The sequence below is a fragment of the Pseudomonas neuropathica genome (assembly GCF_015461835.1).
GTDB classification, from domain to species: Bacteria; Pseudomonadota; Gammaproteobacteria; order Pseudomonadales; family Pseudomonadaceae; genus Aquipseudomonas; species Aquipseudomonas neuropathica.
The window spans coordinates 149,591-161,902 of the sequence record NZ_JACOPX010000001.1 but is presented as its reverse complement, the minus strand read 5'-3'; the positions used below and the strand labels follow the sequence as shown (position 1 = coordinate 161,902).

Genomic DNA, 12,312 nt, shown 5'->3' with positions numbered 1-12,312 from the left:
GCGTCAGTCGCCAGCCGTATATGTAACTGAAACACAACGGCCCACCAGAAGGCGGGCCGTTGGCAAGCAATCAGGCGACGGATCAGTCCTGACGGCTGGTGACTTCCAGCAGGTGATAACCGAACTGGGTTTTTACCGGACCTTGCACGACGTTGATTGGCGCGCTGAAGACCACGGTGTCGAATTCCTTGACCATCTGGCCAGGACCGAACGAACCCAGATCACCGCCCTGACGGCTCGATGGGCAGGTGGAGTTGGCCTTGGCAACTTCGGCGAAATCAGCGCCGCCTTCGATCTGGGCCTTGAGTTCGTTGCACTTGGCTTCGCTGGAAACCAGGATGTGGCGGGCAGTGGCTTTAGCCATGGGGAAACTCTCCAATCTATTTCAGTAAAAGTGTGGAGCCTACCGGATTCAGTGGGCGAATTCTCGGCAAAGTTCCGTTCGGTTGTCCGTGGCTTTGATCAGAGATTCGCGGCTCGCAGACGTTCAGCATGTTCGACGTACAGCTCAATCGGGTCGGGCAGTGCGGTTGCCGTGCTGGCCGTGCGGCGCAGGCTGCCCAGATGGTCCAGCGGGTAGTCGGAGCGGATCACTTGCCCCAAGTGAGAACTGAAGCGGCCAACGAAGCCGTCATTCTGCTGCGTTTCGGTCATGAAGTACTGCGATAGCGCGTGGCAAATGCTTTGGGTTGGATCGAGTGTCGACGGGCTGTTGGCCGGCAGGACGCCGCTCCATGAGTAATAACGTATGCCATTGACCTGTTCCGGGCCTTGTCCGCCCCAAGTGCTGGGCAATCCCTGCGGAAACTTGTCGTTGAACTCGCCTACACCTTCGGTCGTCAGTGCATTGAGCGCCGCCAGTGCGTTCTGCGGCAAGGTGACACTGCCACTGAGCAACGATAGAAAATCGGCAAATAGCGTCGCTACATTTTGGGCGACGATCTCCGGCAGCCGCCCGGGTATCAGGGCCTTACGCAGAAAATCGGCCAGTTCCGAACCGTGATTCGGGCCGCTGACGGAGGTCACGGAAGCGACGGCGTGTGGCGCAAGCGCCGCAGCGTATCGAGCAGCGAGTGCTCCCTGACTGTGTCCTATGAGGTTGACTTTGTCTGCACCTGTGCCTCGCAAGACACGATCAATCTGTGCAAGCAATTGTTCACCCCTTGTTTCGTTTTTATGGGTGGCAGAAAGGTGCGGAACAAACACTCGGCTGCCGGCCGTTTTCAGAGCGTCCTTTACGTCATGGAACAGCTCGAAGTGACCGATGCGCTCGAATCCGAACAGGCCATGTACCAACAGGACGGGATAGCGAGTTGAAGCATTCCGTTGCATGTTCTTACCTTTTTCGCAGAAGTTCATCGGGGAATCCGGAGGCCACTCTAAAACACTCATCCAGCCGAAGAAGTAAGAAGGGGCTTCTCTTGGCCGTTGAATCTGGACTAGTGGCTGTACGAATTTTCAGATACTTATGAAATCCGAATCGGAAGTTGAGGACATCTTTCGCTCGGTTGATGGCGTTTTTGCGTAGTTTGCCTACCCGGTGGGAGGCCTTTGCCGGATGTTCGCGGCGGCTGAGGCTGACATCGAAAGTGTGTGCAATAGCGTTCAATGTTGGCTGTCGACGCCGCCCATGAAAGCGGCGTTCTTTCCAAGGAATGGAGCTACCAATGCACACGCACGAAGTCGAGTTTTGCTACCGGATGCGCCACCCCGCCAGCCCCTGTGTTTCGAACGAACTGCTGCCAGCGGCAACCGTTGATAGTCTGAAGGGGGCGGTGCTTGATCCTTCGCTGGGCAAGGTCGTTGTCCGTATTGCTCCTTATGCAAACATGAGCTGCGGCGATCAGTTGCTTTTGAGTTGGGACGGCCTGGACATAGAGGGCTTTGCTTATCAGCATGAAATGGTTCGCTATATCAGCGAAGCCCAGGTCGGCAAAGACATCGTTTTCGTGATCAAAGGCCTGCACATCGCTGCACTGGATGGCGGTTCGCTGGCGGTCTACTGGAAACTGCTCAGTGCGCGCTCGGCTGAGCCGGCGGTGTCTGCCCGTGTGCATTTGTCCGTGGGGGATGTCCGGCCACAATTGCTTGCGCCGATTGTCGAGGGGGCGATCGGAGGGGCGCTGGATCCGGCGCGGGTGCCGGACGGCACGCTTATCGTGCTCCAGCCTTATGCCCGAATGGCGGCGGGGGATCGAGTCACGTTGCTGTGGGGCGCTGACGCATTGTCCGCAACGTTCAGCGACAGCTTGAAGGTCGAAGCCTTTGCTGTCGCAGACGTACTGTCATTCTGGGTTGAAGGGGCGCACATCGCTGCTCATCTCGGCGGCGAGGTGGTGGTGCGCTATCAGGTCGAGCAGGCGGGCGGAGTCATCCGAGAGTCCGAGGCGGCAAGAATTCTCGTTACCCCGTTCCTGCGGGGAGAGCTTGATGCTCCCGATGTGCTTGAAGCTGAAGACGGCGTGCTGTTGAAAGAGGACTCCGTCGATGGCGTCACCATCGTGATCGGTAATGCCCGGACGCAGGAAGGCGAGTTGGTCTATCTCAAGTGCGACGGGGAACTGTTCAATCATCGGGATGACCGTGAAATCACTCGGGAGACGGCGGGGAAGCCGCTGATCTTCATTGTGCCGCACCGATTCTGGCGTGAGCACCATGGCACGACCGTGCAGGTAGCCTACACGGTTGAACGTCTGGACGATGTCAGTCAGACGTCTGCGGCCACGCAGGTGCGAGTGGAGGGTTAACGCGGCGTGACCAGCCCTGCGGTTTGCAATAAATCCGCGGGGCTGGCCGGATAATCAGCCTTTTGTCTGTGTACTGAGGCGTTGAGAGGCGTCCAGCAGCAAACGCTCCGTTGCGCTGAAACCGAGGCAGCCATCGGTAATCGAAACGCCGTAACGCAGGGGTTCGCTCAGCGGCTGGCAGCCCTCGAACAGGTGAGACTCGATCATCATGCCGATCAGAGAACGGTCACCTTGCAGGCGTTGCTCAAGCACTTCGTTGAAGACGCCAGGCTGGCGTAGCGGGTCCTTGCCACTGTTGGCGTGGCTGCAATCGACCATGATCCGGCTCGGAATCTTCAGGCGATCCAGGTCGGCATGGATTTTGGCCACGCTCTCGCGATCATGGTTCGGCCCTTTATGGCCGCCGCGCAGAACCAGGTGGGTGTCGGGGTTGCCTGGCGTTTGAATGATGGCTGGATGGCCCTGACTATCGACGCCGAAATGCCGGTGCGGATGGGCTGCCGAACGCATGGCGTCAACCGCAATGGCGGCACCGCCGTCGGTGCCGTTCTTGAAGCCGACGGGCATGCCCAATCCACTGGCCATCTCCCGATGGATCTGCGATTCAGTGGTACGCGCGCCGATGGCCACCCAGCTCAACAGGTCATCGAAGTAACCGGCAGCCATGGGTTGCAGCAGCTCGGTGGCCACCGGCAGTCCGAGGCGGATCATTTCCAGCATCAGCTCACGCGAAAGCGTAAGGCCGCCAGCCATGTCATCACTGCCATCCAGATGCGGGTCGTAGGCCAGACCTTTCCAGCCGACCGTGGTGCGCGGTTTTTCGACATAGGCTCGCATCACCAACAGCATTTCGCCGCTGACTTCCTCAGCCAGTCGAGCGAGCTTGCCAGCGTATTCGAGTGCGGATTGCGGATCATGGATAGAGCAGGGCCCGACGATGACCAGCAGGCGCTGATCCTGGCCGTTGAGAATGGCGCGAACCGCCTGACGGTGGGCGGTGACTTGCTGACTCAAGGCATTGCTCAGGGGCAATTGCTGTTTGAGTTGCAACGAGCTGGGCAGACGCAGAGTCAATGCTTCGTTGGCAGGATTCAGGGTGGACAGCGGCAGAGCAGAAACGGACGAGTTCATATTCGGTCTTCCTGGGCTGGCGGCGGGTTCTCCCGCTCGCTCGGCCCTACTGGGGTGTTCGACAATTGGCCGTATTGGCTACGTGTGTGTGCTTGCCACCTGTAGGTGACCGATCGGAGGCGGCAGGCTGTCCCGAGCGGAAGCTGGTAAATCGCCAGGCGTTAAAGCTGTCGTAACGGTAATAAGTGGCGTAGTTCATTTCGTGAATCCTCAAAGTGTCTGGTGTGTTGCTGAAAAATTTGGGGCTGAAAAAACAAAACCCCCGGTCGGGAGGCCGACCGGGGGTTGAGAATTCTCTGGTAGGCGACCCGTTGTTATGGGCGCCGTTTGGGTATCAGGCGCGCCAGTGGCTAAACCAATACCCAAAATAAAAGCTGACCGGAGCGCAAACGTCATTCACCCGGGCAGCCGCAACCGAGCGCAAGGCGCTGGCAGTACGAAGCTGTGAGAGGGCGTTGAACATGGTCTGTCTCCAATGAATGGGCCGAGCTTACTAGAGGCCGATACGCCTCAGCAATCAGAAATTGCTATCGCGTAATCAACAAAACATCTATTGCTAGCGTCGCGCTGGAGTTGTGACATTCTGCACTTCGCTTGATGACCAAGGATGAACCGTGTCGACACAAAACATTGCTGCTGCCCAGTCTCTGCTCATTGCCGGTGATCTGTTGGTCATGGCCGAGCGTGTCGTGGGTGCGTGGCTGGGGCGAATTGTTCCTGTAGTGCAAGCCTGATGACATTCCACTTACGATTGGCGGTTCCAGAAGATCTGGCGTTTGCCCGTGATCTTACCTGTCAGAACATGCTGCGCTACTACATTCGCCATGGCCTGCTATGGCAGGACGAAGCGTTCGACGTGGCATGGTTGGGGCGGCAAAACTGGCTGATAGTGAAGGGTGATGTGCCAGTGGGCTTTCTCAGTCTCAGTCGGGATATGCGCGCGCTGTACATTCGTGAACTGCAAATTGCTGAAACGTATCAGGGGCAGGGTGCTGGTTCTTGGGCGATCGATCAGGTTATCGACATGGTTCGCAAAGAAAGACGCCCGGCTCTACGCCTGACCGTATTCGAGAATAATCCGGCGAGAAACTTGTATGAGAGAAAAGGACTACAGGTTCAGGGCGCGGACGAGTGTTTTCTGCGAATGCAGCTTGATATCAGTACACATGTGCGCTGAAACCCACGGCCGGCAAGCCTTCAATGATGAATTGAAACTTTTTAAATGACGCTTTCCGCTAGGTCTGCGTGGCACTTTTTGCTAAGGTGTCCGGCATCCCAATATGACCATATCGCGAGGTGTCTGCTTGATTAGGGTGCTAGTGGTCGATGACCATGATCTCGTTCGTACAGGCATTACACGTATGCTGGCCGATATCGATGGCTTGCAGGTGGTTGGCCAGGCCGAATCCGGGGAAGAGTCCCTGATCAAGGCCCGAGAGTTGAAGCCCGATGTGGTGCTGATGGACGTCAAGATGCCTGGCATCGGCGGCTTGGAAGCCACGCGCAAACTGTTGCGCAGTCATCCGGATATCAAGGTGGTCGCGGTCACGGTGTGTGAGGAAGATCCTTTCCCGACACGCTTGTTGCAGGCCGGTGCTGCGGGTTATCTGACCAAGGGCGCGGGTTTGCCGGAAATGGTCCAGGCGATTCGCCTGGTATTTGCCGGTCAACGCTATATCAGTCCGCAGATTGCCCAGCAATTGGCGATCAAATCCTTCCAGCCCTCCAACGACTCTCCCTTCGATGCCTTGTCCGAACGCGAAATTCAGATCGCCTTGATGATTGTCGGCTGTCAGAAGGTACAGATCATTTCCGACAAATTGTGCCTGTCGCCGAAAACCGTGAACACCTACCGCTATCGTATTTTCGAGAAGCTTTCGATCAGCAGCGATGTCGAGTTGACCCTGTTGGCGGTTCGTCACGGCATGGTTGATGCCAGCCTCTGACCATGACTGAAACATTCGATTCCGGCGCGTTTCTGTCGACAGTCAGCGGGCGCCCAGGCGTCTATCGCATGTTCGACAGCGATGCACGCCTGTTGTACGTGGGCAAGGCCAAGAACCTGAAAAAACGCCTGGCCAGCTACTTTCGCAAAACCGGCCTGGCGCCCAAGACTGCCGCGTTGGTGGGGCGCATTGCGCAGGTCGAAACGACCATCACCGCCAACGAAACCGAAGCGCTGCTGCTTGAGCAGACGCTGATCAAGGAGTGGCGGCCGCCGTACAATATCCTGCTGCGCGACGACAAATCCTATCCCTATGTGTTTCTGTCCGACGGCCAGTTTCCGCGCCTGAGCATTCATCGCGGTGCCAAAAAGGCCAAGGGCAAGTACTTCGGTCCCTATCCGAGTGCCGGCGCCATACGTGAAAGCCTGAGTCTGCTGCAAAAGACCTTCTTCGTTCGGCAGTGTGAAGACAGCTACTACAAGAACCGTACCCGTCCATGTCTGCAGTATCAGATCAAGCGCTGCAAGGCGCCTTGCGTGGGGCTGGTCGAGCCTGACGTGTATGCCGAAGACGTGCGCCACTCGGTCATGTTTCTTGAGGGGCGCAGTCACGCGCTGACCAACGAGCTGTCCACGGCGATGGAGGAGGCGGCGATCAACCTGGAGTTCGAACGAGCCGCCGAGTTGCGTGACCAGATCGCGCTGCTGCGCAGGGTTCAGGATCAACAAAGCATGGAAGGCGGCACAGGGGATATCGATGTCATCGCGGCATTCGTCAACCCGGGTGGCGCCTGCGTGCACCTGATCAGTGTGCGTGGCGGACGCGTGTTGGGCAGCAAGAATTTCTTTCCGCAAGTCGGCATCGAAGAGGACGTGTCGGAAGTCATGGCCGCGTTTCTTGGCCAGTATTTCATCAGCAGCCCTGAGCGCGATTTGCCGAGTGAGCTGATCGTCAACGTGGTGCATGAAGATTTTCCAACGTTGATCGAAGCGATCCATGAGTTGCGTGGTCGCGAGCTTGCCATCAGTCATCGGGTGCGCGGTACGCGGGCACGCTGGCAGCAACTGGCCGTCACCAACGCCGAGCAGGCGTTGGGCGCACGCCTGGCCAACCGCCAACACACCGCCGCGCGCTTTGAAGCCTTGGCCGAAGTGTTGAATCTGGATGAGCCGCCGCAACGCCTGGAATGCTACGACATCAGCCATTCCAGCGGTGAGGCGACGGTTGCTTCTTGTGTGGTCTTTGGCCCGGAAGGCGCGATCAAGTCGGACTACCGGCGCTATAACATCGAAGGGGTCACGGCGGGTGACGACTATGCCGCCATGCATCAGGCCTTGACGCGACGCTTCAGCAAACTCAAGGAAGGCGAGGGCAAGTTGCCAGACATCTTGCTGGTGGACGGTGGCAAGGGCCAGCTGTCGATGGCTCGCGATGTTCTCAACGAGTTGGCTGTGCCGGACCTGATCCTGCTCGGTGTTGCCAAAGGCGCTACTCGCAAGGCGGGCTTCGAAACGTTGTATCTGAATGATGCGGCGCATGAGTTCACCTTACGTGGCGACTCGCCGGCGCTGCACTTGATTCAACAGATTCGCGATGAGGCGCACCGCTTCGCGATTACCGGACACCGCGCACGCCGAGGCAAAACCCGCCGTACGTCAACGCTGGAAGGCGTTGCCGGCGTTGGGCCGACCCGACGTCGCGACTTGTTGAAACATTTTGGTGGATTGCAGGAGCTCACTCGTGCAAGCATCGAAGAGATCGCCAAAGCCCCGGGGATCAGTAAAAAGCTCGCAGAGTCGATTTATGCGAACCTGCATAGCGAGTAGAATGCCCCTTCACCTCGTAGCCAGTTGTGCCGATGAATATCCCTAATCTGATTACCGTTCTACGCGTCCTGCTCATTCCGATCTTCATTTTGCTGTTCTATCTGCCTTATCAGTGGAGTTACATGGCCTCCGCCTCGGTGTTTGCCTTTGCAGCAGCGACGGATTGGCTGGACGGTTATCTGGCTCGACGTCTTGAGCAAAGCACTCCGTTCGGGGCGTTTCTCGATCCGGTAGCCGACAAGCTCATGGTTGCGGTGGCTCTGGTGCTGCTGGTTCAAGAGCACGGCAATCTCTGGCTCACTCTGCCGGCTGCTGTCATCATCGGTCGCGAGATTGTGGTGTCGGCCTTGCGTGAATGGATGGCCGAACTCGGCGCCCGTGCCCACGTAGCCGTTTCAAATCTGGGCAAGTGGAAAACCGCGGCGCAGATGCTTGCGCTGGTCATTCTGTTGGCCAACCCGAAGGACTTCAGTTTCTGGGTTATCTTGGGTTATGCCTTGCTGATGGTCTCTGCCGGCCTGACCTTGTGGTCGATGGTGCAGTACCTGCGCGCCGCCTGGCCGCACCTGAAGACTGATGTTGAAAAGAAATAAAACTTTTTTGAATCAAGGGGTTGACGGAGCTTCTTAATTCTATAGAATGCGCATCACCAAGCGGGAATAGCTCAGTTGGTAGAGCACGACCTTGCCAAGGTCGGGGTCGCGAGTTCGAGTCTCGTTTCCCGCTCCAAGTTTGTACAGTGTTTGTTGTTGTGCTACTGACAGCAGATACTTTGAGGCCGAGTAGCAAAATGGTTATGCAGTGGATTGCAAATCCACCTACGCCGGTTCGATTCCGACCTCGGCCTCCACTATAAACAAGCTCCGTAGATCCATGATTTACGGAGCTTTTTTATTTGCAAAGTACCGCAAGATTTGGTCTTGAAAAACGGTCATTGCAAACTTGCTTCACCGGGAAGTGATGTATATATTTCCCGCACTGCTGTTCAAGGCTTGATCCTGTCAGGATCGCGACTGTGCAGCAGAAGACAGCAGCACCGCGCTACCGCCCGAATGGCGAAACTGGTAGACGCATGGGACTTAAAATCCCCCGCTCGTAAGGGCGTGCCGGTTCGATTCCGGCTTCGGGCACCATCTTAAATCAAGGGTTTGCCGGCGAAAGCTGATGCAAGCCCTTGTTTGTTTCTGGTCCGCAATCATTTGGTTGGCATTGCTGTTTGCCCTTGCGATTCCTGATGTATGGCTCGGTCATTATCGCGGTCGTACACTCAAGTTGATTCCCCGCCTGCAAAATCTCACGCTGGACTCTGCCTTTTCTGCACCTGCCTTGGCGCGCAAATCTCGCCTCTGAAACTCAGCCTTAAGCTGCCCGGCAGCTTCCTTGGCCAGGTCAAACCTTCTGCGCAACATTGCTCCCTTCATCGGCGTGCCATTTGATTTGCTGCTATGGCGGCTGACTTTTCAGGGGTGGGGCTTAAAAATGTCTGGTTTATGTCGGGCGCACATCGGCCGATATTTAAAGTCTCGATAGTGCAATCACATCGTTTTTCTGAACTAGAGATGGGACAAATATGGAGCAGGAGAACCGTGTTCTAGTTGTTCTCAGCGTTTTCGCTATTTGATTCTGGGATGGATGGTAGGCGCATCTGTTGTGGGCGCATTTTTGCGATTTAAAGGCGAGTGGAGTCAGTTTTGGACATCTGTAGCGGCGCAAGCATGGTTTACGCAGGCTGTCTTCGCTTATGTTCGGGGTGGCTGGGTAGCTATCGGACCCGGTGGGTTAGCGAAGGATGCGAACCCTGTGGGTAGGGCTGTACTGGCTGCAGTGGCGCTGGGGTTTTACTTATTGATGTTTGGTTACGAAGGTCATAAGCCCGACTCAATTCATGAAAGACGCGCCTCAGACTGGACGATGCCTACGCGTGAGGAGATTGGCAGATCCTCTGATCAGAAATGATTGATACCGGCGCCTGTTGCTGATCCTGTCGCACGACTCCTGAACGGCCTCCGCGAGCGTCGCAGATATTGGGAACGGGATGTTATCCAACAAAACCTGGATGCACTCATCCATTCCGCTGGTTGCCGTTGGGCGCGGAGTGGAGTGCATTCGGGTGGTGTGCAGCAGTTTGATACGAGGCGGTTGTCATAGCTCGCAGATTCATCCAAGTCTCTCGAATGCCCAGCGGCTAATATCTGCAGGCTGCATGGCGTTACGAAAAGATACCCGGACGTAGCCGGGCTTGTAGGGATTAATTCAGCGCGAATCCGCTTCTTTCGAAGAGCGAGAAGAGGATCTTTCACTCCGTCTCCGAAGCCAGCTTAAGAACGCGTGCACCGGATGCAGGAAGGCCACAAGCACGCCGATGAGCATGATGATGAAGATGGCCACAAGCGGGATGCTTTCGTGCGAGAACATGGTGGGTTACTCCTGTAGTCACTATGTCGGAACCCGCAGCCTAGACGCATCGAGCCATGTTTTCGATGAACGTATATTCATCCTTCAGCGCCTCGGTTGTGCTACAGCGAGGCTCACCAGTCAGGCGGTATCTGGAAATCAGCGTGCAACCAAAAGACCCTCCCGAGTTGGCTGGGTTATTTGAAATTTCGTTCGTAAAACATTCGCTGTATCGCCGCGCAACCGCCAGACAAAACCATTTGCTCAATGCTAAACCCGCTTGTGAAGTGCCTATTCGGGTATTAGCCCCCGGCAAACTGTGCGTCCGCCGGGAACCAGGCGCGTTTAAGGCATCAAGACAGAGTCGACAACGTGGATCACGCCGTTTGACTGCATCACGTCTGCGATGCTGATACTTGCCTTGCCGCCTTTGGCGTCCACCACCCATAACTTGCCTTCGTACAGCTTGATACTCAGCGCCTCACCTTGAACGGTTTTCAGCATAACGGTGCCGCCGTTCTTTTTGGCCTCGGCCATTATTTGTGCAGATGTGTGAGTGCCGGGCACAACATGGTAGGTCAGGATTTTTGTCAGATCGGCTTTGTGTTCAGGCTTTACCAGCGTGTCGACGGTGCCTGCCGGAAGCTTCGCAAACGCTTCGTTTGTCGGAGCGAAGACGGTGAATGGACCTTTGCTGTTGAGTGTATCAACCAGCCCGGCAGCCTTGACCGCCGCTACAAGTGTCGTGTGATCCTTCGAGTTGACTGCGTTCTCAACGATGGTTTTAGTGGGGTACATCGCTGCGCCTCCGACCATCACCGAGTCGGCGGCAAAGCTGAGTGTTGCAGTTACGCAGAGAATGGCGAAGCAGGCTGCTGCTGAAATTTTTTTGTAAAAGGCATGCATGATGTATCTCCTTGGCTCTTGTGCCCTCCGAGTGAGGGTATTGAATCTACGAGCCAGCGATCAAAATGGATGCATCGGTTGTTGAAATGATTTTGTGAGTGCTGCCCGTGTCAGGCTTTTGTCCTGGTGCTGGTGGTCGCTCATAAAGGCATACCGGTTTCGGCCACCCTGAATGGCAAAGGCCTGCATGAGTTTCCTCATGCAGGCCTTTTTTGTGCCTTGCTTATACCCGCTGCTAGACGAATGCTTGCCCGCTAAAGCCGCGAGGCAAACGCTGAAGGCCGGCCATTGCAGTCAGGCGTTCGATCCATTCTGCGCGCCAGTTGGTTGCGCCGTGGGAGGTTTTGGCCTGACGGGCCATCCGGCGGGTGGCGTTGCGCTGATCCTTTCGCGCCTGTTTGTAGGCATCGGTATTGCGGCAACTGCGGCACTTCACGCGGTTGAGTTCGCGGCTTGCCGACAGTTGTTTGCCTTTATGGCCGCAGGCCAGATGCCCGTCGACGTTGAAATGGATAACCATAACTGTCTCCTTTGCGACATGTATAAGTTACGACAACTCACGCACGGCAACCGTTCGCCATTTGGGTGCAGGCCAAAAAAACACCCGCATGCGGGCGGGTCAGGGCGTTACTTTGCAAAGGAGTGATTTCACTGTCGTCGCGCAGATGCAGTCGTCACGTGAAAAACTGGAAAAATAGACATTACGGGCAGACACAAGCGCGGTGACTCCTGTGTCACCGCTAATGAGCAAATTCCTGACACCCTGGCCGGGTCGAGGTCATCTGAACCGAGGCAGTGGCCGATCAACAGGCTTTAGCGCCGACAGCGTGTTGCGAATCAGCGGAGCATCCTTCTCGATGTCGTTCAGCCGGTCTCGGATGCGCAGGGCGGTGGGGTGTCCACCTTGGTGATCGACCCAGTCGGCGATCTCTTTGCAAGCGGCGGCGAGGCGCGCTTGTCGAGCGTCGAGCAGGGTGAGGAGGGTGGTGATGGACTCTTTTTCGGACATGGAACACCTCCGTTCTATGAAACCTGAGCTGCAGCAAAAAGCCCGCGTGTTGCGAGCCTTCTGCCGTGGGGCGCTGCTCCTTCAGCTGGTTTCAGTATAGACCCGCTTCTGATCGGCATCAGCCTGAAGACTGGCGGGCCGCTGATGGGGAACTCGCTGCGTTGAGGCGTCTGCATTCAACTCGTGCTTCACCCTCCGTGTCGTAGCCATCGCCGATGAAACCGCCCGTACGTGTGTCGCAGATGCGAAACCAGCTAGTGGCTTTGGCGGGATCATGCTGGCTGTCTTCGGCACGTCGACCGTAAATAATGATCTTGTTGCAACGCTTCACGACGAAAATGTCTTCCATGGCG

General features: G+C 56.5%; 14 protein-coding genes and 3 tRNA genes. 9 read left to right on the top strand and 8 right to left on the bottom strand.

The genetic code is table 11. The annotated features are described in order from the left end of the window. Positions 1 to 82 precede the first annotated feature (82 nt). Together H8F23_RS00715 and H8F23_RS00710 are read right to left on the bottom strand one after the other, a co-directional pair. Positions 83 to 364, bottom strand: a complete 282-nt coding sequence (locus H8F23_RS00715; protein WP_007952068.1) for a peptidylprolyl isomerase — start codon at positions 362 to 364, stop codon at positions 83 to 85. Between the two features lie 98 nt (positions 365 to 462). Then, positions 463 to 1,332 carry a lipase family alpha/beta hydrolase gene (locus H8F23_RS00710; protein ID WP_194933247.1) on the bottom strand — a complete coding sequence of 290 codons (870 nt, stop codon included), beginning with the start codon at positions 1,330 to 1,332 and terminating at the stop codon, positions 463 to 465. Between the two features lie 335 nt (positions 1,333 to 1,667). Between H8F23_RS00710 and H8F23_RS00705 the strand changes: the two genes are divergently transcribed. Beyond that, positions 1,668 to 2,747, top strand: coding sequence for a hypothetical protein (locus tag H8F23_RS00705; protein ID WP_194933057.1), 1,080 nt, complete (start codon positions 1,668 to 1,670; stop codon positions 2,745 to 2,747). A 54-nt stretch (positions 2,748 to 2,801) separates the two neighbouring features. On the opposite strand, the gene H8F23_RS00700 is transcribed toward H8F23_RS00705, so the two are convergent. Next, positions 2,802 to 3,878 (bottom strand): 3-deoxy-7-phosphoheptulonate synthase, encoded by a 1,077-nt coding sequence (locus tag H8F23_RS00700; protein ID WP_194933056.1) that lies wholly within the window; start codon positions 3,876 to 3,878, stop codon positions 2,802 to 2,804. Between the two features lie 733 nt (positions 3,879 to 4,611). On the opposite strand from H8F23_RS00700, the gene H8F23_RS00695 reads away from it, so the two are divergent. From H8F23_RS00695 to H8F23_RS00660, 8 genes are all read left to right on the top strand, one after another. Next, positions 4,612 to 5,055, top strand: coding sequence for a GNAT family N-acetyltransferase (locus H8F23_RS00695; protein ID WP_194933055.1), 444 nt, complete (start codon positions 4,612 to 4,614; stop codon positions 5,053 to 5,055). A 127-nt stretch (positions 5,056 to 5,182) separates the two neighbouring features. Next, complete coding sequence (gene gacA, locus H8F23_RS00690; RefSeq protein ID WP_016984198.1) at positions 5,183 to 5,824, top strand: response regulator transcription factor GacA; 642 nt, start codon at positions 5,183 to 5,185, stop codon at positions 5,822 to 5,824. A 2-nt stretch (positions 5,825 to 5,826) separates the two neighbouring features. Continuing rightward, on the top strand, positions 5,827 to 7,650 hold the full coding sequence (uvrC, locus tag H8F23_RS00685; RefSeq protein ID WP_093430986.1) for an excinuclease ABC subunit UvrC: 1,824 nt from the start codon (positions 5,827 to 5,829) through the stop codon (positions 7,648 to 7,650). A gap of 32 nt (positions 7,651 to 7,682) precedes the next feature. Further along, positions 7,683 to 8,243, top strand: a complete 561-nt coding sequence (pgsA, locus tag H8F23_RS00680; RefSeq protein WP_007950102.1) for a CDP-diacylglycerol--glycerol-3-phosphate 3-phosphatidyltransferase — start codon at positions 7,683 to 7,685, stop codon at positions 8,241 to 8,243. Between the two features lie 60 nt (positions 8,244 to 8,303). Continuing rightward, positions 8,304 to 8,379, top strand: a tRNA-Gly gene (locus H8F23_RS00675). Between the two features lie 47 nt (positions 8,380 to 8,426). After that, positions 8,427 to 8,500, top strand: a tRNA-Cys gene (locus tag H8F23_RS00670). 196 nt (positions 8,501 to 8,696) lie between these two features. Further along, positions 8,697 to 8,783: transfer RNA gene (locus tag H8F23_RS00665), tRNA-Leu, on the top strand. A gap of 31 nt (positions 8,784 to 8,814) precedes the next feature. Further along, positions 8,815 to 9,000, top strand: a complete 186-nt coding sequence (locus H8F23_RS00660) for a hypothetical protein (RefSeq protein ID WP_194933054.1) — start codon at positions 8,815 to 8,817, stop codon at positions 8,998 to 9,000. A 903-nt stretch (positions 9,001 to 9,903) separates the two neighbouring features. Here H8F23_RS00660 and H8F23_RS00655 read toward each other — a convergent pair. The 5 genes from H8F23_RS00655 to H8F23_RS00635 all read right to left on the bottom strand — a co-directional run bounded on the left by H8F23_RS00655 (position 9,904) and on the right by H8F23_RS00635 (position 12,308). Then, the gene (locus H8F23_RS00655) at positions 9,904 to 10,065 is read right to left on the bottom strand and encodes a hypothetical protein (RefSeq protein ID WP_194933053.1); all 162 of its coding nucleotides are present in this window, start codon (positions 10,063 to 10,065) and stop codon (positions 9,904 to 9,906) included. A 324-nt stretch (positions 10,066 to 10,389) separates the two neighbouring features. Continuing rightward, positions 10,390 to 10,950, bottom strand: a complete 561-nt coding sequence (locus H8F23_RS00650) for a fasciclin domain-containing protein (protein WP_194933052.1) — start codon at positions 10,948 to 10,950, stop codon at positions 10,390 to 10,392. A 235-nt stretch (positions 10,951 to 11,185) separates the two neighbouring features. Further along, positions 11,186 to 11,470: a hypothetical protein gene (locus H8F23_RS00645; protein ID WP_093431037.1), complete on the bottom strand. Its 285-nt coding sequence runs from the start codon at positions 11,468 to 11,470 to the stop codon at positions 11,186 to 11,188. Positions 11,471 to 11,728: 258 nt separating this feature from the next. Continuing rightward, a complete protein-coding gene (locus tag H8F23_RS00640; RefSeq protein ID WP_008082703.1) occupies positions 11,729 to 11,959 on the bottom strand; it encodes a hypothetical protein in 231 nt (76 codons plus the stop codon). 118 nt (positions 11,960 to 12,077) lie between these two features. Beyond that, positions 12,078 to 12,308: a hypothetical protein gene (locus H8F23_RS00635; protein WP_194933051.1), complete on the bottom strand. Its 231-nt coding sequence runs from the start codon at positions 12,306 to 12,308 to the stop codon at positions 12,078 to 12,080. Between the last annotated feature and the right edge of the window lie 4 nt (positions 12,309 to 12,312).